11 protein-coding genes are annotated in these 23,117 nt (G+C 65.0%); 6 read left to right on the forward strand and 5 right to left on the reverse strand.

Going from position 1 to position 23,117, the window contains the following annotated elements; genetic code table 11:
- Positions 1–7 precede the first annotated feature (7 nt).
- Both E6G92_14510 and E6G92_14515 read right to left on the reverse strand, forming a co-directional pair.
- Positions 8–859: a hypothetical protein gene (locus tag E6G92_14510; protein TMJ17520.1), complete on the reverse strand. Its 852-nt coding sequence runs from the start codon at positions 857–859 to the stop codon at positions 8–10.
- A 168-nt stretch (positions 860–1,027) separates the two neighbouring features.
- Positions 1,028–1,891 carry a right-handed parallel beta-helix repeat-containing protein gene (locus tag E6G92_14515; GenBank protein ID TMJ17521.1) on the reverse strand — a complete coding sequence of 288 codons (864 nt, stop codon included), beginning with the start codon at positions 1,889–1,891 and terminating at the stop codon, positions 1,028–1,030.
- A 447-nt stretch (positions 1,892–2,338) separates the two neighbouring features.
- Here E6G92_14515 and E6G92_14520 point away from each other — a divergent pair, with 447 nt between their 5' ends.
- Both E6G92_14520 and E6G92_14525 read left to right on the forward strand, forming a co-directional pair.
- Positions 2,339–5,488 carry a hypothetical protein gene (locus tag E6G92_14520; GenBank protein ID TMJ17522.1) on the forward strand — a complete coding sequence of 1,050 codons (3,150 nt, stop codon included), beginning with the start codon at positions 2,339–2,341 and terminating at the stop codon, positions 5,486–5,488.
- Positions 5,489–5,632: 144 nt separating this feature from the next.
- The gene (locus tag E6G92_14525) at positions 5,633–9,409 is read left to right on the forward strand and encodes a hypothetical protein (GenBank protein TMJ17523.1); all 3,777 of its coding nucleotides are present in this window, start codon (positions 5,633–5,635) and stop codon (positions 9,407–9,409) included.
- 291 nt (positions 9,410–9,700) lie between these two features.
- On the opposite strand, the gene E6G92_14530 is transcribed toward E6G92_14525, so the two are convergent.
- On the reverse strand, positions 9,701–10,057 hold the full coding sequence (locus E6G92_14530; protein TMJ17524.1) for a hypothetical protein: 357 nt from the start codon (positions 10,055–10,057) through the stop codon (positions 9,701–9,703).
- 93 nt (positions 10,058–10,150) lie between these two features.
- On the reverse strand, positions 10,151–19,333 hold the full coding sequence (locus tag E6G92_14535) for a calcium-binding protein (GenBank protein ID TMJ17525.1): 9,183 nt from the start codon (positions 19,331–19,333) through the stop codon (positions 10,151–10,153).
- Between the two features lie 391 nt (positions 19,334–19,724).
- On the opposite strand from E6G92_14535, the gene E6G92_14540 reads away from it, so the two are divergent.
- The 4 genes from E6G92_14540 (at position 19,725) to E6G92_14555 (ending at position 22,288) form a co-directional block, all read left to right on the forward strand.
- Positions 19,725–20,255, forward strand: coding sequence for a phage tail protein (locus tag E6G92_14540; GenBank protein ID TMJ17526.1), 531 nt, complete (start codon positions 19,725–19,727; stop codon positions 20,253–20,255).
- Positions 20,256–20,300: 45 nt separating this feature from the next.
- The gene (locus E6G92_14545) at positions 20,301–20,840 is read left to right on the forward strand and encodes a phage tail protein (protein TMJ17527.1); all 540 of its coding nucleotides are present in this window, start codon (positions 20,301–20,303) and stop codon (positions 20,838–20,840) included.
- 23 nt (positions 20,841–20,863) lie between these two features.
- A complete protein-coding gene (locus tag E6G92_14550) occupies positions 20,864–21,412 on the forward strand; it encodes a phage tail protein (protein ID TMJ17528.1) in 549 nt (182 codons plus the stop codon).
- 72 nt (positions 21,413–21,484) lie between these two features.
- Positions 21,485–22,288 (forward strand): phosphoheptose isomerase, encoded by an 804-nt coding sequence (locus E6G92_14555; protein ID TMJ17529.1) that lies wholly within the window; start codon positions 21,485–21,487, stop codon positions 22,286–22,288.
- On the opposite strand, the gene E6G92_14560 is transcribed toward E6G92_14555, so the two are convergent.
- Positions 22,271–23,068, reverse strand: a complete 798-nt coding sequence (locus tag E6G92_14560; GenBank protein TMJ17530.1) for a tryptophan 2,3-dioxygenase — start codon at positions 23,066–23,068, stop codon at positions 22,271–22,273. The genes E6G92_14555 and E6G92_14560 overlap by 18 nt on opposite strands.
- Between the last annotated feature and the right edge of the window lie 49 nt (positions 23,069–23,117).

The following is a 23,117-nucleotide window of genomic DNA, read 5'->3' on the forward strand; positions in this document are numbered from 1 at the left end:
TGAAGGGCTAGCGTCCCGCCTCCATCCTCTCGCGGATGAAGTCGAGCGTCGGGGCATACCAAGGTGCATTCGGGTTCCACGGCCGCGGGTGATTGGCGCGAATGTCATAGCCGCCGAAAATCACCACGCCGTCGGCGAGCCGATAGGCCGTCTCGAGCTGTTGCCGCCAGAAATCGGCATCCAGATACTGGCCGGAAAGGCTCGAGGCTTCATGGAATTCCGGCCATAAAAAGACGTAGACCGGCTTGGAGGAGAGCCGCCGGGCCTCACAGATCTGGCTGGCCGCCATCGTCTCCCATGAGCGGCGGTCCTGGTTGATCGTGTAAGCAGGCGGGAACAGGAAATCGACGCGCGACTGAATCGAGCGCATTCGATCGTTTTGGCGCTGCCATTCGCGATAGGGCGGCGAGCCGGCACCGGCCAATGGCCGGACGCTGTCGGCGATCGGGACGATGCTGTAGAACCCGATCGGCCGGCGTGGCGCAGCCGCTCGAAACGCGGCGGCGATCGCCGTCAGATCGGCCCGGGCTGTCCCTGCGGCTTGGTCGCTCCCGGTCAGGTCATATTGCTCGAAATCCAGCACGATCGGGGCGTTGTCCCGCGGCAGGCCCTCTACGTATCGCCTCACGAGAGCCGGATCGGGCGGGCCCGATCGACGGCCGTCCGGCCAGATGCCGCGATCGACGATGTGGATCGGCTCGATGCCGTAACGGGAGAAATCCGGGCGGCCGATATAGGCGGTGGCATCGAATATGCGGAAAGGACGCTGTACCGGCCTGGAGCAGGACGGAACTTGCGCGGACAGCGAGACGGACCCGGCGAGCAGCGTGGTGAGCAACAGGGCCCAGAGGTGTCGCATGACTTTGAGCGCTCTTTCAGACATCACGAAGATCTATCGTCACTTAGCTGAATGAAAGGTGAGAGTCAGGACGTCCGGTCGCGTCGATGGTTGCCGGGCGGTGCCCGATGCCAAAAAGAAAGCTGCCGGCGCAAGGCGCCGGCAGCAAAGGCAGTGAACGGATTGGGGTTATTTCAGAGGGAGGCAAGCGCCGAAGAAAGCGCCGTCGCCGCTGTTCCCGTTGAGCTGGTTGGTGCAATAGCTTTCGATCGTGCCTGCACCGACCGAGACCCCCGTTCCGTTGCCGGTTATCGTCGTCGTGCCCACGCGGACAGTCGGTGAACCCGTGCTGGTGCGAATGCCGAAGCTCGGATTGTGGCTGACCGTCGAATCGGTGATCATGACCGTCGAAGCGCCCGAGACGATGACGCCGGCATTGGCGTTGCCAAGGATCCGGCTGTCGTCGATAGAGACGCTGACGACGCCCGCGCCGGTCGGCGCGATCACGACGCCGCCCCCGGTGGCGCCGTTGCCGTTGGTGGCCACCGTCGTATTGGTGATGGTCACGGTCGCCGTTCCGGTCGGAGCGATCGATATTCCCGCGCTGCTCGCGGCATTGAAACGGCGGATAACGGAATCCTCGACATGGAGCGTTCCGACGCCGATCATGCGAATGCCGTTGCTCGGCGGGTTGACGCCGAAGATATCGAGGCCGCGGATGAAGACCACATCGCTCGTAAGCGGCAGATTGACCGTGATGCCGTTCCCGCCGGCAAGCGCTCCGCCCTCGGTGTAGGGGCACGAGATCGTCAGCGATTTGGTGATCGTAACCGCGCCGAAGCCTCCGGGATCGAGACAGTTGATCTCGCCACCGGCGGCGGTTTTCGAAATCGCTCCCGCGAAGGTTTTGCAGGGCGCTGTGCGGCTGCAGGGATTGACGTCGTCGCCGACGCCCGAAACCCAGGTGCGAGTGGCCTGCGCCGCGGCCGGCGAAGCGGTAAAGCCCAGCGAAATGACCGTTGCGCTCGCTGCAAGTAGGGTACGGAATTTCATTGTCGTCCTCCCATTATGTCTTTGCGAAAAATGGATACGCGCTCGATGCCCCCTTCGGCCGCTCGCAAAATACAGGTTGCAGTGCCGGTTTCGTGAATATCGTGACCCTACGCTAGAGTCCCCCCCTCCGCAAGGCGGCCGGCAAGGCTTCAACTCGAATCCGGATGCAATAGAATGGAGCGTGAGCCGCCGCCGGACCGGGGAACCTTTTGGTTGAAAGCCGGTTAAGGATTGCTCCGCGGCATTGGCGGCCGCAATCCTTTGGCAGGGGTTTTCAACAGCTTGTTTGCCGGCAGACAGATCGGATGATGGCGCGGAGCCGTTTCGCGCCGTCCCGCGCCCGATCCCGCTGCGCGGCCTGTTGCCTGTCGCGCGTTTCCGAATTCCCCACGCCCCTGCGCCGCCGCCTGCCGCTCTCCTTCTCAAACGATATCAGGGAGCAGAACCATGTCGGCACTCCGTACTCGTAACCAGGACTCCATCTTCGAGCTCGCCCGCCAGAGCGACGCTCTGCGCATCGCGCTGATCCCGAGCGCGCCGGCGGCGCACCGCGCGGCCACCGCCTTCGCGATCGACGGCGCGGGCGACCTCAGGCCGCCGTTTCTGCCCAATGTCCTGACCGCCACCGACAACATTCCCGCAAAGGCCGACGCGGCCGGCGATTCGGGGCTTCCAGACAATTACCAGCCGGTCGAATCGGCCTGGTACGTCCCCGGCCCGACCGCCCTCATCGACACCTATACGGCCGCCCCGAACACCACCGGCACGCTCGTGGTCGACGATGCCAACCACGTCCTGGCGGCATTGGACACGCCCGGCGACAACGACTGGTTCGCGGTCACTCTGACGGCCGGGCATACCTACCAGTTCGGTGAATATGCCCGTGTCGGCGGCATTCCGGGCGTTGAAGGCAACGGCGTCCCGCTCGCCGACGCCTATCTCGAAATCTACGATTCCACCGGCCATCTGCTTGGGATCGCGGACGGCGGCGGGCCGAACACGCCGCAGGGGCTCGACGCGCTCATGACGTTCGAGGCGACCTATTCGGGCACCTACTATGTCAACGCCACCTCCTACGACAATACCGGCGACGGGATCGGGGATTTCGCCGGCGATTACGAGATTTTCGCCCAAACCGCGACCGGGCCCACCTATACCACGCCTTACGACATTTCGAGCCCGCTCCATTCGATCGACTGGGGCGGCGTCATGGTCAACCGCGAGCATGTCGCGGTGCACAATCCGGACGGCAATGACGGCCCGCGCTCGTCCGGGCAGCCGCCGGCGGATCCGGCCACCGTCGTGGGCAACGCCCTCGGCCATCCGGGCAAGAACGTCATCTACCTCTATTTCGCAGGCGAGGGCGATCTGTACGCGAATGCGGATTCGACCATTCCGGCCCAGGTCGTGGTCCAGAATCCGTATCAGTATGAAGTCCAGGCCATGCTGAACGCGGCGAACGAATTCGCCAAGGTCGCCGATGTCGTCTTCGTCTCCAATTATACATTGAACACGACGACCCACCTCTACGAGCGCGACCCGACGATCGAATACAAGCCCGGACCATTGGGGCCCGAGGCCGGCATCAAATATGCCACCGGCGTGGATGGCGACGGCTTCGACGCCGATTTCTTCTATTTCTCCTATCCCGGCACGCCCGGGCCGGTCATTTCCCTGCTCGGGTCGATGAGCCCGCCCGATTATGGCGACGAGGGCGTCGCCCAGTTCAACTCCGCCGACGAGCGCTGGAGCGCCCAGATGCTTCAGCCGGGCGGCTTCTCCTTCGTCACTTTGATCCACGAATTCGGCCACGGCATGGGCCTCGCCCATCCGCACGACACCGGCGGCGGCTCGAGCGTCATGCAGGGCGTGCAGACCAACGGCGTTCCCGGCGACGATGGCGGGGCCGGAGCGTTCGACCTCAATCAGGGCGTCTACACGATGATGTCCTACAATGACGGGTGGGAGAAATCGCCCTACGGCCAGGCCGAAACCAACAACGAGGGCTATGGCTGGCTCGGCAGCCTGATGGCGCTCGACATCGCCGTCATCCAGGACAAATATGGCGTCAACGAGGATTGGGCCACGGGCAACGACACCTACGTCCTCAAGGACGTGAACGAGTGGGGGGTCTATATCGATTCCGCGACCGGGCAGCCGGCCACGCACGACGCCACCAATCAGCTGACGACGCGCGACGGCTATTATCAGGGCGAGAGCACCCGTTATTCGTCGATCTGGGATGCCGGCGGCAATGACAGCATCGTCTATTACGGCGCCCGTGACGCCAATATCGATCTGCGCGCCGCGACGCTTCAATATGAATATGGCGGCGGCGGATGGATGTCCTATGCCACCGGCATCTTCGGCGGCTTCACCATCGCCAACGGCGCCGTCATCGAGAATGCTGTCAGCGGATCCGGCAACGACGTCCTGATCGGCAATGCGGCGGCCAATTTCCTCGATGGCGGCGCGGGTGCCGACCGGGCGGCCGGCGGCGCGGGCAACGACATTATCATGGTCGATTCGACCGGTGACGTCGTCGTCGAGCTGGCGAACGAAGGACGGGACGCAGTCTACGCGCGTGGAGACTATGCTTTGGCGGCCGGCACGTACGTCGAAGTTCTTTCCGCGGTTTCGCAGTCGGCGACGGACCCGCTTTCCCTGGCCGGCAACGAGCTGGTCAACGAGATCTACGGCAACGCCGGCGCCAACTTCCTGGATGGCGGTGGAGCGGCCGACTATTTGCGCGGGTTCGGCGGCAACGATCGCTACGTGGTCGACAACATCTACGATTTCGTTGCCGAGGGCGCGGGCGAAGGCGGACGTGATGTCGTCTATGCCCGCGCGAACTACGTGCTGACCGCCGGCAGCGAAATCGAAGTCCTGACCGCCTACTCGCAGGACGCGGCCTCGTCGATCCAGCTGACCGGCAACGCCTTTGCCAACGAACTCTATGGCGATGCCGGCGGCAACTTTCTCGACGGAAGCGGCGGCGCCGATTATCTGCGGGGCTTCGGCGGCAACGATTCCTACGTCGTGGACAATGCGGGCGATTTCGTAGCGGAGGGAGCCGGAGAGGGCGGTCGCGACATCGTTTACGCCGCGGCGACCTACAGCCTGAGCGCGGGCAGCGAAGTCGAGGTCCTTTCCGCCGCGTCGACCGCAGGCACAGGGGCGCTCAACCTCACCGGCAACGCCTTCTCGAACGAAATCTATGGCAATGCCGGAGTGAACACGATCAATGGCGGTGCCGGCGCCGATTATCTGATGGGCTTTGCCGGCAACGACATCTTCGCCTTCACCACCGCGCTCGGCGGCGGCAACGTCGACGCGATACTGGATTTCGCGGCCGGCGGCGACAAGATCGCGCTCGACGACGCAGTGTTCGGCGGGATCGGAAGCCTCGGTGCGCTGGGAGCGGGTGCCTTCGTGACCGGCGCGAGCGCTGGCGACGCCGACGATCGCATCATCTACAACAGCGCGACCGGCGCTCTGCTCTTCGATGCTGACGGCAACGGCGCCGGGGCAGCGGTCCAGTTCGCTACGGTGACCCCCGGCCTCAACCTTGCCGCCAGCGATTTCACTGTGATTTGAACCGCATGCCGTCACTGTTCGGGCGCGTCTGATCGGCGCGCCCGACCCGGCGAAGTGTAAGTTTTTGCTGGCGAAATCGGTATTTACCGATTAACCCGGACGCGCCGCTGCGGCTGTCCCGCGGCCTGATCCGGGGTGTTCCGCGTGTCCAGCATTCCTTCAAAGCGTACCAAAATCACTGCGCCGTCGCCTCAGGATCTTCAGATCGGCGGCGCCGGCAACGACGTCTTCTACGTCAACGACTCGAGCGAGGTTGTGCTCGATTCGAGCGGTGCGGACCGCGACGTGGTCTATGCCAACGCGAATTGGGTGATGACCGCCGGCAGCCGGATCGAGGTTCTCTCGGCCCTCTCGCAGGCGGCGACGGCGCCGCTGGAACTGAGCGGCAACGAATTCGCCAACGAGATCTATGGCAATGCCGGGTCCAACTTCGTCGACGGTGGCGGCGGCGCCGATTATCTTGCCGGCTTCGGCGGCAGCGACACCTACGTCGTCGACCAGATGGGGGACATCGTCTCGGAGGCCGCCGGCGAAGGCCGGGATGTGGTTTATGCCACGGGCAATTACGCACTCACCGCGGGTATGGAGATCGAAGTGCTCTCCGCTCTCTCGCAGGCGGGAACGTCTTCGCTCGAGCTGACCGGTAACGACATCCGCAACGAAATCTACGGCAACGCCGGCTCCAACTTCATCGACGGAGGCGGGGGCGCCGACTATCTTGCCGGACTCGGCGGCAACGACATCTATGTCGTCGATAATGGCAGCGACTATATCGCCGAGGCCGCGGGCGGCGGCCGCGACGTGGTCTACGCGAAAACCAGCTTCACCCTGACGGCCGGCGCGGAAGTCGAGGTCCTTTCGGTGATCTCCCAGGGGGCCGGCACGACGATCGACCTGACCGGCAACGAGCTGTTCAACGAGCTCTACGGCAATGCCCAGGCCAACTTCCTCGACGGCGGTACCGGTGCCGACTATCTCGCCGGCTTCGGGGGCAACGATACCTATGTCGTCGACACGCTGGGCGACATTGTCAGCGAAGGGGCCGGCGAAGGAAACCGCGACGCCATTTTCGCTCGCGCCGACTACGTTCTGGCCGCGGGCACCTACGTTGAGGTGCTGGCGGCCCTGTCGCAGGCGGAGACGACCGCGCTCCAGCTGACGGGCAACGAGATTGCCAACGAGATATACGGAAATGCCGGGGCCAACTTCATCGACGGCGGCGGCGGCGCCGATTATCTTGCGGGCCTGGGTGGGAACGACGTCTACATAGTCGACAGCGCGGCCGACTTCATCGCAGAAGGCGCCGGTGAAGGCACCAGGGACGTGGCCTATCTCAAAACGAGCTTCACGCTGGCTGCCGGCCAACAAGTGGAAGTGCTCGCCGCGCTGTCCCAAGCAGCAACGTCCGCGCTCAACATCGTCGGCAACGAATTCGCTAACGAGATTTTCGGTAATGCCGGAGCCAATCTGATCAACGGCGGTGCCGGCGCCGATTATCTGCTGGGCTTCGGGGGAGAGGATTCTTTCGCGTTCACCACGGCGCTCGGCGGCGGAAATATCGACACGCTTGCCGATTTCGACTGGATGGCGGACAAGATCCTGCTCGCCGGCGGTCCGGGCGAACCCTTCGCCGCCCTGGCGACGGGGACGCTCCAGTTCGGCACCGTCGTAACCGGAACACAGGCACTCGAAGCCGACGATTATCTGATCTACAACAGCGCGACGGGCGCTCTTTTCTACGATGCGGACGGCAACGGCGCAGGCGCTGCCGTCCAGTTCGCCACTCTGCCCACAGGATTGACGATAAACATCGGCCAGTTCTTCGTCACCGGGGCGGCCAACAACGCCCCGGTGATCTCCTCGGCGGCGGCCGCGAGCGTCGCGGAAAACAGCCCGACCAGCACGATCGTCTATCAGGCGGCGGCGACCGACGCCGACGGTGACCGCATCACCTGGACGCTGACCGGCGCGGACGCGAGCAGGCTGACGATCGACGCCAGCGGCGCGGTGCGGCTGATCAGTTCGCCCGACTTCGAGACCAAGTCGAGCTATGCCTTCAACGTGCTTGCCAGCGATTCAGGCGCCACCGTGCTCAAGGCGGTGACCCTCACGATCACCGATGTCACCGAAACGGTCGCGACCCCCATCATCAACGAGACGAGCGCGCCCAACGACGCGATCGGCCAGGCGCAGGTGATCAGCCGCGGAACGCTCGTTCCCAGCAACAACCCCAATCTGTTCGAAGACGACTATCCTTCCGCAACGATCGTCGGCAGCATTTCCGTGCCGAGCGACAAGGACTTCTTCAGCATCACGCTCGAAGCAGGCGAGTTGCTTGTGCTGGATATCGACGGAACGACCGGCGGGCTCGATTCCTTCCTGGCGCTCTACGATCGCAACCTTCAGCTGATCGGCGACAACGACGATCTGATAACCTTCGACACCGGCTCCAATCCTCCGTTCGGACACAATACGGATTCGCAGATCCGTTACCGGGCCGGCGCCGCCGGCACCTATTATTTCTCCGTCGCATCGTTCAGCGACGATCAGGGGCCGACCTCATCGGGCGGCTACCAACTGCATGTCAGCATAGGTCCGCGCGCCAGCGCCCAGCAACTCATCAAGGAAGACGTCGACGCACTCGTCAGCGGCGCGTCCTGGAATCACACCAACCTCACCTACGGCTTCCCTACGAGCGCCAGCCAATATCCGACGAGTTTCACGGAGCCGGATGACGGCTTCGGACCGTTCACCGCGGCCCAGCAGAATGCGACCCGGCAGTTGCTGCAGCTCGTCGCCAACGTGACTCCACTGACCTTTACGGAGAACAGTGCAAATCCCGGCCAGGCTGACTTGCGCTATGCGATGAGCAATGAGCCCGACGCCGCCTACGCTTATTATCCGACCAATGACGGCCCGGGCAGCCTCGGCGGAACGGCCTGGTTCAACCACCAGGATTTCAGCCAGCCGGTGCGCGGAAGTTACGACTGGATGGGCATCCTTCACGAGACAGGCCACGCGCTGGGCCTCAAGCATGGGCATGAATTTCCGCTCGCGATCAGTGCCGACCGGGACAGCGTCGAATTTTCGGTAATGACCTATCGTTCCTACGTCGGTGACGACCTCAGCGGCTACAGCAACGAGGAGTGGGGCTATCCGCAGACCCTGATGATGTACGACATCGCCGCCCTGCAAAAGATCTACGGCGCCAATTACGCGTTCAATGGGAGCGACACGGTCTACGCGTGGAGCCCGTCGACCGGCGAGATGTCGATCAACGGCGCTGGCCAGGGGGCCCCGGGCAATGGCATCGGCGGCTCGGCCAACCGCATCTTCATGACCGTCTGGGACGGCGGCGGCAACGACACCTACGACCTGTCGGGCTACAGCTCAAATCTTCAGATCGACCTTCGGCCGGGCGAATGGTCGCTGTTCAGCGCTGTGCAGCGAGCCAATCTCGGCCCGGGCGGGCAGTTCGCCCGGGGCAATGTCGCCAACGCGTTGCTGTTTAATGACGATCCGCGCTCTCTGATCGAAAATGTGATCGGAGGATCCGGGAATGACGGAATAGTCGCGAACCAGGCAGTCAATCGCTTCACGGGAGGCGGGGGCAATGACGTCTTTACGTGGCATTCGATCGCCGATTCCCGGCCCGGGCAAGCTGATACCGTGACTGACTTCACGCATGGCAGCGACCGGCTGTCTTTCGTTCAGATTGACGCGATGTCTTGGCTCCCCGGAGACAACGCGTTTACCTTCATCGGAACAGATCCATTCACCAGCGCAGGCGGCCAGCTCCGCTACGAGGTGATCGGCGGCAACGCCCATGTCTTCGTCGACCTGGAGGGCGACATGGTCGCGGACATGGAGATCATCGTGAACAATACGACAACCCTTTCCAGCAACGACTTTTTCTTTTGATAGATGGCGCGATGCAGCATCGATGGGCGATTGCATTCACTTCGCTGGCATTGACGGCCGCGGCCGCACCGAATGGAATAAAAATGGGTCCCCCCCCTCACCGCTCAACTGATCTGCCGCCCCCGCGTGACGGCAACGTGGCAATTCAGGAAGAGCTCGATGCGGCACGGCGCGCCGGCACGCCCGAAGCTTACGACCTTTTCATTTCCCGCCACTCTGACCATCAACTCGCCGAAGTCGCGCGGCGGGAACGGGCCGGCCTTTTCGGGAAGCGCTAGATTACGTAGACGGTCACTCGCCGAAATGCGGTGTCAGAGGGCAATTTGCCACGGCGCCAAGGGTTCGGCTGTAGCGCACGCCCATATACTCATAGGTGCACGTCGTTTCGCCGTTGGCGCGGGTCTGCATCTTCAGTTGCGCAAGCGAAGGGATATTCTGCGGGCGCGGACGCTCCGGCCCGGGATATTGGAAGGGGCACGGCTCCGCCATCCCGATCTGGACCAGCAACGCCGGCGCGCGGCGGCTCTGCGCCAGATCCTGATAGTAGCACAGACGGTTCAGCCCCCGCACGCTTTCGCGGATCAGCGGGCCGCCTGACTGAAGGCCGGACGCCATGACGACGAGGATGAGGCTGAATGCGACGGGCATCGGAAGATGAACTCGTAATCGGTGTCTGCGCGCTGAATAGCAAAGGGGGGCCGCCCGTGTCGACAGCCGGCCCCCTGGGCCTTCAGGATTCCACTATATTACCGTGATGTCGCTCGCGGTGATGGGCGGGGCGCCGATCAGGGTCGCAAAATGAACGGCGGCGGCGCCGCCGGCGCCGTCCGAGTCGTAGTAGAGCGCACCCGTCGTCTGATCGTAGACGATTCTCTGATCCTCATCGGTCGTTGCCGTCCCTGTGGTGAAGACCGAGGCGGACAGCGTCCCGAATCCGAGCCCTTCGAAAACCGTGTGATCGAGCACGATCTTGTCGGTTCCAATCTCGAATCCGTAGACGTGATCGACATTGCCGACACCGAGCGCCGTCGAGAAGGTGTAGCGATCCGCGCCGCCCAGGCCGATCAGATGATCGTTGCCGCCCTTGCCGTCGAGGACATTATTGCCGGCATTGCCGAACAAGACGTTCGCGAGATTGTTGCCCGTGAGGTCGATCGCGCTGGTCGCCGATTGCGAAACGGTCGACAGCACTTCGACCTCCTGGTGATCGGAAAGCGCATAGCTCACCCTGGCATAGACCGTGTCGTTGCCACCTCCCGCGGCCTCCGCCACATAATCATCCGCGCTATCGACGACATAGGTATCGTTGCCGGCCAGGCCGACGAGAATATCCGTGCCGCCACCGCCATCGAGGAAATTGGCGCCGGCATTGCCCCAGATGATTTGACCGAATTCGTTGCCGACCAGCGCCAGCGACGTCGTCGAGTCTTGGCTGACGGCCGACAGGAATTCGACTTCCGCGTTGGCGCTCAACGTGTAGTCGTCGCGAGCGAACACGATGTCGGCGCCGGCCCCCACATCCTCCACCACCACATCGTCATTGCCAGCAACGACATAAACATCGCTGCCACCGAGGCCGATCAGATAATCCGCCCCGCCATTTCCTTCGAGGAAGTTGCTGCCGTCGTTGCCGAAGATCAACTGATCGAAGCCGTTACCGACAAGTACCAAGGATCCGGATCCGGATTGATCGTAGGCCGACAGGATCTCGATCTCCGCGCCGCCGGCAAGCTCGTAGGAAACCTGGGCAAAGACCACATCGGTGCCCTCACCCACGGACTCGTTCACGACGTCGCCGCCCTCGTCGACGACATAAGCGTCGTTGCCGGTTCCGCCTGACATATTGTCGGAGCCCTCGAGCCCATCGACAAAATCGTTGCCGCTTCCCGCCGCGAGCATGTCGGCGCCGGCCGTGCCGTAGAGCAAATCGTTCGTATCGAGGCCGCCGATCGTGACCGAGACGGTGGTCGTGCTGCCGCCCGCCAGCGTATAGGTGAAGCTGTCGTGGCTCGGCGTATTGGATGCGCCCGATCCCGGCGTGGGTGTGAAGTCGAAGGCGCCGTTCGGGTCGTAATCGAACGTGCCGTTGGCGTTGAGCGTCAGCAGCGCGCCGGAAGCGAGGGTGATCTGGCTACCCACGCTCGCGCCGACCCCGTTCACCGCAGTGACAGTCAGGGGAGGCCCATCCGGATCGCTGTCGGCGCCGGAGCCGTTGTTGGAGAACACGCTGCCGCTTACGCTGGTCGCCTCATCCGTGACGAATGCATCCGCGTTGGCCACCGCGGGATCGTCTACCCCGAGCACGGTCATGGTCATCATCGCCGGAGCGCTGCTCGCGGTGCCGTCGTTGACGGTGACCCCGATGTCGCGGGTCGTATGCGTTCCGCCCGCGGTCGGATCCTCGCTGCTGCTCGAGAAGCCGACCTGGCCGAGCGCCGTCGCATAATCCGCGGGCGAGGCCGTTCCGATCAGGACCAGGAAGACGTCGGTGCTGTTCAGCGCGTCGACCGTGATGCCGCCCGGAAGGGGCAGGTTCACCGTCAGGATGTCGCCGGTCTCCGGATCGCTGATGGCGACGGTCGCGCTCTCAATATTGTCGCCGGCATCCGGATCGGTGACCGAGATCGCGGCGCCGATTCCGGAGATCGATCCGCCTTCCTGATAGATATTGGTATCGTCGATCCCGCCGGTGCCGGTGTTGAGATCGACGACGGGCGCGAGATTGGCGGGGATGACGTCCTGGCTGAGCACGACCTGGCCGGTCGAATAGGCCGTCGTCCCGCCGGTCGCCCCGACGCCCGAAATGTCGGCATGCTGGCCGAAGGTGATTCCGAAGCCGAGCGAGTTGTCGATCAGGTGCACGCTCAGAGTCGGCGCGGCGCCGAGGAACCCGGCCGCGGGATTGAAGCGGATCGCGGTCCCGCTGCCGATGAGCAGCGCGTTGTTCGCCGCGACCGCGCCGACATCGACCCAGGTCGAGGTGGTCGAGTTGAAATATTGCCACTGGCCGGTGGCGCCGCTTGAGCCGTTCGCCACCACCGCGATACCGCTGAAGGAGCCCGGGAAGGAGCCGCCGGGATTGGCGAGGCTGAACTGGGCGTCGGCCACGTCGGAATATTGGCCGCCGAACAGGCTCGAAACCGTGTCGCCCGTCGGGCTCGGCGTGCCCTCGACGACGTCGGGTGCGTCCTCGGTGCCGTCTCCGGCGACGGTCGGAGCATCGTTCACCGCGCTGATCGAAATCGTGCGCGTGTCCTGATCCTGCAGGGCCCCGCCGGAGCCGCGGGCCCCGCCGTCGTCGGTGGTGACGGTCAGCGCGTCGCCGCCGTTAAAGTTGAGGTCGGGCGAATAGGTCAGGCCGTTTGTGGCGGCTAGGGTCGCGTTGATCTCGTCCAGGGTCGCGGTCACGGTGACCGTACCCGTATCGTCGCCGGTCACATCGCCGGCGGTGACTCCGCCGACGACATCGGTCCGGATGTCGAGCGTGCCGTGGCCAACGCCGAAGGTGACCACGAAGTCGTCAGTCGCGGGATCCGCGTCGGGATCGGAGATCGACATGCCGCTCAGCCATGCGTCGACCGCGTCCTCGCCGGTGCCGATCGTTCCGCCAAGCGAATTCACCGGCGCGTCGTTCACGCCGGCGATCAGGACCGTGACGATTTGGTCGTCGGTGGCTATGGCGCCGGCGCCCTGGCCGCCGCCCGGCGCGCCGTCGTCGAACGTGTAGGCGAGGCTCACCGAGGAGGGCGGATTGTCGCTACTATTGGTGTAGTTGACCGCCGAGATCACCTCGTCGACCAGCGCGCTGGTGGCGGCCGTCTCGAGGCTGGTGAAGGCGATGACGAGCTGACCGCCGGCATTGGTGGTGATCGTTCCGAAGATCAGCCCGCCGGCCTTGAGGTCGTTGCCGTCGATGGTGAAGCTCGGCCCGGCGACGAGGCTGAACGAGTCCTGCGGATTGGCGGCCAGGTTGCGGGCGATGCTGAAGCTCGAGCCCGAATAGTCGCCCAGGCCTCCGTTCCTGGCGTCGAGATCGGCGTCCGAGACTCCCTTGCCGGCAAGGATCGCCGCGGGCGTCTGCTCGGTCGCGTTGACCGGACTGCCGACGCCGTCGATGTCGGGCGAATCGTTGGCCGCCGTGACGTTCACCGTCAGCGTGTTTGAGCTGGCCGAGTCGGCGCCGTCGTCGTCGGTGACGGTGAAGGTGATCGTCGCGACGCCCGTGCCGTTGAGGTCTGGGTCCGCCATGAAGCTGGCCTTGCCGTCGAGCAGGTCCTGCTTGGTGAAGATGACCGGCAGGGTCGCCTCGACCGGCACGCCCGCGCCGGCGGTGCCGTCGGCGTCGACATAGATCTTGCCGCCGGTGACGGCGCTGACCGTGACGCTTCCGAACGTGCCGTCGACGTCGTTGAAGCCGAGATCGGCGGCGCTGAGCAGGCGGAAGGAATCCTCGGTCGCGGTGATCGTCGAGTCCGATCCGCTCGGCGCGTCGTTGACGTCGGTGACCTGGACGGTCGCCGTGGCGACGTTGCTGTCCGCGTCGCCGTCGTTGATCACGACGGTAATCGAGCGCGACATATTGGTGCCGAGCGCCGTCGGATTGTCGCTGCTGCTCGAGAAGGTGATCGCCTCGATCGCCGCCTCGAAGTCCGCGGCGGTGGTGCCGGGGACGCCGAGCAGCTTGACGACCGTGTCGGTGCTCGAACCGTCCAGGGTGATCCCGGCCGGCAGTGCGCCGACGTTGAGCTGGTCGCCGGTCACGGCGTTGGTGATGGTGATGGTCGCGCTGCGCACGTCGTCGCCGGCGTCGGGGTCGGTGATCGTGACGTCGGTGTCGCCGATCGCCGCCGCCGCCCCGCCTTCGGTATAGGCGGAGCTGAAGCCGGTGCCCGCCGAAACGCTGTCGTCGCCGTCGAGGTCGAGCGCCGGCCCCTGATTTTCAGGAGTGTCGGTAATGTTGATGACCACCTGGCCGCTGTCATTGTCGGCGCCGCCGGCGCCCTGGCCGCCGCCGGGCGAGCCGTCGACCAAAGTGTAGAGGACGGTGATCGACGCGTCCGGCGTATTGGACGTGTTGGTATATTGAATGTGGCGAAGCACATCGTTGACCAGGGCGGTGGTCGCCGGCGTGCCAAGGCTGTTGAAATTGACGTTGAGCATGCCGGCCGGATTGCTGAAGCTGCCGAACTTGAGGCCGCCCGCGAACAATTCGGTGCCGACGATGGTGAAGAGCGCCCCGGTCGTATCGAGCGTGAACAGATCGTCGGTGTCGACGGCCGAGCGGTTCATCAGGAAGCTTGCCCCGCCATAATCGCCCGCGCCGCCGTTGCGCGCGTCGAGATCCACGTCGCTGACCGTGAGGCCCGAGTTGATCGTGATGGCGACCTGCTCGGTCGCCGCGATGGTCGGCGAATCCGGCACGACCGGCGTGTCGTTCACCGCGTTGACGGTGACGACGATCGTGTCGGAATCGGCGGTCGCGCTGCCGGTGCCGGTGGCGACGGTGCCGCCGAACGTGTCCGTCGCGTTGATCGAGATCTGCGCGGCGCCGTTGTAATTCGCATCGGGCGTGTATTTCGCGGTCGCCAGCGCCGTGTTGATGTCGGCGAGGGTGCCGTGGAAGGTCATCGTCGCGTCGGCGGTGCCGTCGCCGGCGGTGAAGGTGAGGCCGGTCAGAGTGGTCAGAGTCAGCGTTCCGTGGGTCGCCGCGAGGGTGACGTCGTAGACTCCGGCCGGGGCCAGAGCGGTATCGGCGTCGGCGATCGACAGGCCGGCGATGGCGACGTTCGTGGCGTCCTCGTTCATCGTCGCGGTCGGCGGCGCATTGGTGGTGACCGGATCGTTGACCGCGGTGACCGTCACGTTGATCACGTCGCTGTCGCTGGTGGCGATGCCGGTGCCGGTCGCGACGATTCCGCCGAACGTGTCGGTCACGTTGAGCGTGATCGTCGCCGCTCCGTTATAATTGGCGGTCGGCGTGTAATTGGCCGTCGCCAGCGCGGCGTTGATGTCGGCGAGGGTGCCGTGGAAGGTCATCGTCGAATCGGACGTTCCGTCCCCGGAGGTGAAGGTGAGGCCGGTCAGAGTCGTCAGCGTCATCGTCCCGTTGGTCGAGGACACGGTGACGTTGTAGACGCCCGCTGGGTTCAGCGCGGCGTCGACGTCGCTGATCGAGAGGCCGGAGATCGCGACGTTGGCCGAATCCTCGGCGACGGTCGCGCTGGGCGGCGCCGCGCCGGTGACCGGATCGTTGACGGCGGTGACGCTGATCGTCTTGCTGTCCTGGTCCTGCTCGGTGGTCGCGGTTCCGGTGAGGCCCGGATCCTGGCCGGTGGCGCCGCCGTCGTTGGTGGTGATCTGGACCCGGTCGGCGCCGTTGTAATTGGCGGTGGGCGTGTAGGTGAGGCCGCCGGCCGCCGCGAGAGTCGCGTTGACCTGGTTGATCGTGCCGGTGAGCGTGATCGTGGCGCTGCCGTTGCCCGTTACGTTGCCTGCGGTCACTCCGCCCGCGACGACGGTCGAGAGGTTGAGCGTGCCGTTGAGGACGTCGAGGGTGACGGTGAAGACGTCGGTCGCCGGATTGGCGTCGACGTCGGCGATCGACATTCCGGTGACGTTGGTCGCGCCGCTGTCCTCGGCGAGGGTCAGCGAGCCGACGATCGTGTTGACCGGCGCGTCGTTGACGGCGGTGATCGTCTGGCTAAGCACGACGGTGCCGGACGAATAGACGGTGGTTCCGCCGGTCGCGGTGCCGGCCGGGCTGAGATTGACGGTGCCGTTGTTGGTGATCGCCGGCCCGCCGGTCTCGATCAGGTGGACAGTCAGGGTCGGCGCGGCGCCGTTATAGTTGAGCGCGGGATTGAAGCGGATCTGGGTCGCCGCGGTGAACGTCCTGGCGGCCGCCTGGGAGGCCGTGCCGATGTCCGTCCATGCCGCGCCGTTCCAATATTCCCACTGGCCGGTCGCCGGGGCCGAGCCGTCGGCGACGATGGCGATTCCGGCGAAGGTGTCGCCGACCGAGCCGGTCGGGTTGCCGCCGGTGACCTGGATGTCGACCGCGTCGGCGAACTGGCCGGCGAACAGCGTCGCCACGGTCGGCGCGACGACCGGGCTCGCCTGGTTGAACGGCGTGTCCTCGAGCATCGTCGCCGCCGATTCGGTGCCGTCGCCGCCGACCGTCGGGGCGTCGTTCACGTCGGCGATGTTGATCACCTTGACGTCCTGGTCCTGCTCGGACGTGCCGGTCCCGGTGAGGCCCGGATCGTTGCCGCTGAAGCCATTGTCGTTGGTGGTGATGGTGAGGTTGGTGGCGCCGTTATAATTGGCCGGCGCGGTATAGATCAGGCCGTTCGCGCTGGCCGCGGCGGCGGGCGGGCCGGTGAAGGCGGGGCTCAGCGCGGCCAGGGTCGTGTTGATCTCGTTCTGGGTCGCGGTGATGACGATCGTGCCGGTGCCGTTGCCGCTGATCACGTCGCTGGCCTGGATGCCGCCGGCCACGTTCGTCCGGATGGTGAGCGTTCCGATGCCCACCGACAAGGTGACGGTGATGTCCTGGGTCGCCGGATCGGCGTCCACGTCGAACACCGAGATTCCGGTGACCGCATTGGTGACCAAAGTCGGCGGGATCCCCTCGGCGCCGAAGCTTCCGGTCGTATCCTCGTTGAAGTTCATCGCCGCGCCTGGCGTGTTCACCGGAGCGTCGTTGATTCCGACGACCGTGACGGAGGCGTGGACCTCGTCGGAATAGAGCAGCCCGTCGAAGGTCGAATAGGAGATGGTGCGGGTCCCGGCGCTGCCGAAGGCGGTCGGGTTGTCGCCGTCGGTGCGGAACTGCACCCGGGCGATGATATTCTCGTAATTGTCGAGCGTGGTGACACCGGTGAAGGTCATCGTCCCGGTCGTCGCGTTATAGCTGTAGCTGACAGTGTCGCCGCCGATGACGATCGTTCCGTTCTGGTTGGTGCCGGTGTTGAAGGTCGAGACCAGAAGCTGGTCGGCATGGCCGGCGCCCGACTGGAAATTGCCCGAGATTCGCACCTGCGCTCCAGCCAGCTCGTCGCCGTTGGACGCGCCGCCGCTGTCGACGTCGGTCGAGTTGAAGGCGTTGCCGGTGGTGACCGGCGTTCCGTTCGGCGAAGGATTGCCGGCCGTCTCGGTGAAGGTCGCGGCGAGGCTTGCGCCAGTCAGCACCGGCGCGTGCTGGATTTCGAGCCCCTGCGGGCCGAGGCCGTTGAGGTTGCCGACGATGGCCACCAGGGTCGGAGTCTGCGCGACGGTAAGGCTTCCGGTCCAGACGGACTGGTCGCCCGGATCGGCGCTCGTTCCGACCATGTCGGTCAGGTAATAGCGGCCGGTCGCGTGGTCGACCTCGATATAGTCCATCAGCCCGACCGGGCCGGTGGCGAAATTCTGGGTGAACAAGGTGACGACGTCGCCGTTCGGGTTGCCGACCAGGGCGTAGCTGTAGATGCCGCCGGGGAAGGTCTGCATCTGCGACCCGTCCTGCGCCGCGCTGACGTCGAGGCTCACCGCGCCGGTGATGATATAGGCGATCTGGGTGACCTCGTCGATGTCGATGCCCTGGATGGTGCCCCGCTCGACCGGCCAGGCCTCGCCCGGCAGGCCCGGAATGTTGGGATTGTTCGGGCCGCCGGCGTCGTTGTCGTCCGGGTTGAACGGCAGTTGGGTGAACGCCAGCGACGCGGACCCCGGCGTAAGGCCGGTCGCGCGGTAGACGTAATTCTGCTCGACGATGTCGGAGCCGAATGCGGCGATGATCCGGCTCGTGCCGAGAAGCACCGTCCCGTGGACATAGTCGATCGTCATCTGGGTGACGAAATGGCCGTTGCCGAGAGTCGCGAGAACGGTCGGAACCTGGTTCGCGGTCGAGGCGCCGTTGAGGTTGTAGGTGATCTTGTCGAAGCTGGAGCCCGTGGCCGAGCTGCCGAGATCGAAATAGATGATTCCGTTGATCGTATCGACCGACAGCGAGGCGATGACGCCGTTCGCTCCTGACGTGGCGTTCGAATAGAGGATGGTGAAGGTCGCCGGGTCGCCCGGATTGTTGAGCAGCTGGCTGATATTGCCCTCGACGATACGGTTGTGCCCGACCGCGTCGGAATCGACGAAGAAGAATTTGCCGTGGACCGTGTCGAGCGAGATGTCGCTCGGGTGGAACAGGTTGGCGTCGTTCTGGAAGGCCTGGACGAGCTGGTAGCCGAGCGAGCCCGACGCGTAGGTGCCGTCGAGGTTGATCGTGACGATCGCTTCGCCGCCGCCGGAGGCGGCGACCCACAGCTGCGCGTCGGGCGCGGTGAACGCGGGATCGGGCGTTCCGGCATTGGTCACCGCGTTGAGGCCCACGGTGCCGTCTTGCGGGCTGTTGTCGTTGTGCACCCAGCGATGGAAATCGTTGGCGCGGACGAACAGGTCGGCGACGTTCACATTGTGCGTGCGCCCGCCATATTCGATATTGTCGTCGCCGATGGCCAGCGCCGAGGTTCCGGCGACGAGGCCGGTGTTGACGAGGCTCCCGTTGAACGTGTTGTTGCCGTCGGCGAGCTCCACCGCGTGGAGGAAGACCGTCGGCGTGTTCGCGTTCGTGCCCTGATAGACGTAGATCGTGTCGCCGTCGCTATCGAGCGCCATTCCGGCGGCGGTGAGCTGGGCCTGGTTGATGGTGATCACCGTTCCGGCGGCGAGGTTGCCCGTCGCGGTATAGGTGAAGGTCCCGTCCCCGGCGTCGAGGCCCCCGCTGGCGGAGAAGACGGTCCCGTTCCAGCTGCGGTCGGTGAAGAATATCACCGTGCCGGTGGTGATCGGCGCGAGCAGGACGAAGGAGATGAAATCCCTCTGCGGGTTGCCGGTGTCCTCGGTGTTGACTCCGATGATGGCAACCTGGCCGCGTGAAAGGGTCGTCGGCATGTGTTTATCCCCGCTCTTTTTTTAAAATGGGCGTCCGCCCCTGAGTCTCTGACACCCCGTAATTTCCGAACATGGCACAGGAAGGAGGGCGGGAGAAGAGAAATTGAAGGGGGGCACCAACTTAGGTTGCCCCGAGTCGCGAGCCGGCGGCGCACACGACCGCACCGGCGGTCGCGTCGTGCCGCGGAAAAATCTCTCATGGATTCGGGCATTTGTCGGAACTGGATGAATCTGGCGAAGTCGGCGTTTGACAGATGGCCCGGACGGGAACACAACTACCGTAATTGCCGGGGGTCGGTGTCCCATTGCGTTCGGCCAGGTAGGGCCGGGGGGAATTCCGCATTCGATGGATTAAGGCCGCCAGCGCGGCGCAACGAGGAGGTACGTGCCGATGGGACAGCCTTTTATCGGCGAGATCCGGATGTTCGCCGGGAGCTTCGCGCCGGCCGGGTGGGCGACCTGCTCGGGTCAGCTGATGCCGATCTCGGAGAACGACGCGCTCTTCACCCTGATCGGCACGACCTATGGCGGCGACGGCCAGGAGACGTTCGGCCTGCCCGATCTTCAGGGGCGCCTTCCCAACCATATGGGTCAGGGCCCGACCATCGGCAACAACTACCAGCTCGGAGAAAAGGGGGGGACGGAGAGCGTCACGCTCACCACCAACCAGATCCCGGTTCACAACCACACGGTGAGCGGGACCGACACCAGCCAGACCAATTCGCCCGAAAACGCGATCTTCGCGACCGTCACCAGCACCCAGGCCGGCGTGCTCGGCTACGCTGCCCCCCCTCCCTCGACGGCGCTCGTGGCGGCCACGATCCAGGGCTCCGGCGGCAGCGCTCCGCACAACAATATCCAGCCGACATTGTGCATCCTCTACATAATCTCGCTGTTCGGCGTTTTCCCCACCCAAAACTGAACCCAGGCAGCGCCCTTCCGGGCCGCCGCTAGCCGGAGTCGTCTTATGGATCCCTTCGTCGCCGAAATCCGCATCTTCGGGTTCTCCTTCGCCCCGACCGGCTGGGCGCAGTGCAGCGGTCAGTTGCTGCCGATCTCCCAGAACACCGCCCTCTTCTCCCTTCTCGGCACGTTCTACGGCGGGGACGGCAAATCGACCTTCGCCTTGCCCGATCTCGATGGCAACGTTCCGACCAGCGCCGGCCAGGGCGCCGGCCTGCAGCAATGGTTTATCGGGGAGCAGCAGGGTGCGGATACGCACACCCTTTTGACCTCCGAAATCCCGTTCCACACCCACGCGTTCCAGGCGATCAACGCCAACGGGACGAGCGCCGATCCGAGCCAGGGTGTGCTGGGCAAGGGCTTCTACGACAACGGAGCGTCGGGCGGCTTGGCCGCTTTCTACCAGACCGCCGCGCCCAACGTCACGATGCGGCCCGACGCGATCGGCGTCAGCGGCGCCAGCCTGCCGCACAACAACCTGATGCCCTATCTGGCCTTGAACTATTGTATCGCCATGCAGGGCGTCTTCCCGCCCCGTCCATAATCGAGCCCCGAGGAGCGAACGTCATGTCCACACCATTCATGGGCGAGATCAAGATCGTGTCGTTTGGCTTCGCCCCCAAATCCTGGGCGCAGTGCAACGGCCAATTCATGCCCATCAACCAGAATCAGGCGCTCTTTTCGCTGCTGGGCACGACCTTCGGCGGCAACGGCCAGACCACCTTCGCTCTTCCCGATCTGCGCGGGCGCGTCGCGATGGGCCCCGGCAACGGCCATGACCGGGGCGAGCAGGGGGGCCAGGAGGCGCACACCATCATCATGTCCGAAATGGCCGCGCACAACCACGCCGCGATGGGCAGCAAGCTCGACGCGCTGACCACCGGAACCGCCGGAGTCATCCCCACGGCGACGAAGACGTTCGCCCAGGCCAGGGTTTCCCTTCCGAACAACCAGACCACGGCCGCCCAGATCTACGGCACCGGTCCGGTGAATCGCGCCATGGCGGCTTCCGTGATCACCAACACGGGCGGCAGCCAGGCGCACGAGAACCGGCAGCCCTATCAGACGCTCAATTTTTGCATCGCGCTGCAGGGCATTTTCCCCTCTCAAAACTAGCCCGTCGTCGCTCCATTGCCGCATGGCCCTGCTTCGCTTCGCCCGCTATAGGCGCGGGCGAAGGAGGGCGTTTTGACGATAAGGCAGCTTCCAGGCAGGCAGGTCGAGCGCATATGGGGGCGCCGCGACCTTCCGCGCGCCTTTCCGGCCGCCGATACCGAAGGCGATCCGATCGGCGAAATCTGGTTCGAGGATGAGGACGAGGCTCCGCTCCTCGTCAAATATCTCTTCACCTCCGAGCGCCTCTCGATCCAGGTCCACCCGGGGGACGACGCAGCCCGCGCGCGCGGCTACCGGCGCGGCAAGGACGAGGCTTGGTACGTCCTCGATGCCGATCCGGGCGCGACGATCGGCATCGGGCTTACCGGGCGGGTCACTGCTGAGGAGCTGCGCGCCGCGGCGCTCGACGGCAGCATCGAGGATTTGCTCGATTGGCGCCCGGTCGCGGCCGGCGACGTCTTCTATTCGCCCGCCGGCACGATCCACGCGATCGGCGCCGGCCTCTCGCTGATCGAGGTCCAGCAGAATCTCGACCTCACCTATCGGCTCTACGATTACGGCCGCCCGCGCGAGCTTCACCTCGACGACGCGGTGGCGGTATCGAACCCAGCCCCCTTCCCCGCCGCGCCTCCGCCCCAGGAGGCAGGGGCGGGCCGGACGATGCTCGCCGGCGGCGGGGCCTTCGCCTTGGAGCGCTGGCGGGGCGCACGGAGCGCAGATCTCCCCGCGGGCAGCGTTCTGGTGCCGCTGGCAGCCGGTGGAACGATCGACGGGGCGCCGCTGGAACCCGCCACCGTCTGGGCCGCTCGCGGCGCCGTCGCGCTCGACGGAGAAGCGGACCTGCTCGTGGGAATCCCGTCAGAGGCGGGTGCGTAGGGTCCACAATTCGGGAAAGGCGCGCTTCGACAGCGTCGACTGGAGATAGGGGACGCCGGCCGTCCCTCCGGTGCCGCGCTTGAGGCCGATCACGCGCTCCACCGTCACCACATGCTTGTGTCTCCAGGCGGCCATCGCGTCGTCGAGGTCCACCAGCTTCTCGGCGAGCTGGTAGAACCGCCACCAGCGCTCGGTGTCGCGATAGACTTCGGCCCAGGCGGCCTCGACCGCCTCGTTCGGACGGTAGGGCTCCGACCAGTCCCGCTCCAGAACCTCCGCCGGGATATCGAAGCCGCCGCGCGCCAGCGCCGCATTGGCTTCGTCCCACAGGCTCGGGCTCGCCAGCGCACCGGCAAGCGCGGCGTGCTGCGGCGATCCTTCGGGCTGATGGCGAAGGTGGGCGCCTTCCTTGAGGCCGAGCATGAACTCGAACTGGCGGAACTGCGCCGACTGGAAGCCGCTCGACGAGCCGAGCACGTCGCGAAACTGCATATAGTCGCTCGGCGTGAGCGTGGTGAGGACGTCCCACGACAGGGTCATCACCGCCTGAATGCGCGTGACCCGTGAGAGATTCTTGTGGACCTCGACCAGCTTGTCGCCGCGCACCAGCTCCAGCGCCACCGCCAGCTCGTGGATGATCTGCTTGAGCCACAGCTCCTTGGTCTGGTGGATCACGATGAACAACATCTCGTCATGGTGATCCGAAACCGGATGCTGCGCGGAGAGCAGGGGCTCCAGCGTCAGATAGCCCCCGTAGGTCATGTCTGCCTTGTCGGTCATCAGGCGGCTCTATCATGCGCGTGGAGCGGCGCAAAACGACGTTTGTGGG

The organism is Alphaproteobacteria bacterium (assembly GCA_005883305.1).
Lineage (GTDB): Bacteria > Pseudomonadota > Alphaproteobacteria > Sphingomonadales > Sphingomonadaceae > Allosphingosinicella.

What these genes read in the sequence shown, in the direction of transcription:
- E6G92_14510 (TMJ17520.1), bottom strand. Translation starts at nt 859, where the DNA reads ATGCGACACCTCTGGGCCCTGTTGCTCACCACGCTGCTCGCCGGGTCC.
- E6G92_14515 (TMJ17521.1), bottom strand. Translation starts at nt 1,891, where the DNA reads ATGAAATTCCGTACCCTACTTGCAGCGAGCGCAACGGTCATTTCGCTG.
- E6G92_14520 (TMJ17522.1), top strand. Translation starts at nt 2,339, where the DNA reads ATGTCGGCACTCCGTACTCGTAACCAGGACTCCATCTTCGAGCTCGCC.
- E6G92_14530 (TMJ17524.1), bottom strand. Translation starts at nt 10,057, where the DNA reads ATGCCCGTCGCATTCAGCCTCATCCTCGTCGTCATGGCGTCCGGCCTT.
- E6G92_14535 (TMJ17525.1), bottom strand. Translation starts at nt 19,333, where the DNA reads ATGCCGACGACCCTTTCACGCGGCCAGGTTGCCATCATCGGAGTCAAC.
- E6G92_14540 (TMJ17526.1), top strand. Translation starts at nt 19,725, where the DNA reads ATGGGACAGCCTTTTATCGGCGAGATCCGGATGTTCGCCGGGAGCTTC.
- E6G92_14545 (TMJ17527.1), top strand. Translation starts at nt 20,301, where the DNA reads ATGGATCCCTTCGTCGCCGAAATCCGCATCTTCGGGTTCTCCTTCGCC.
- E6G92_14550 (TMJ17528.1), top strand. Translation starts at nt 20,864, where the DNA reads ATGTCCACACCATTCATGGGCGAGATCAAGATCGTGTCGTTTGGCTTC.
- E6G92_14560 (TMJ17530.1), bottom strand. Translation starts at nt 23,068, where the DNA reads ATGACCGACAAGGCAGACATGACCTACGGGGGCTATCTGACGCTGGAG.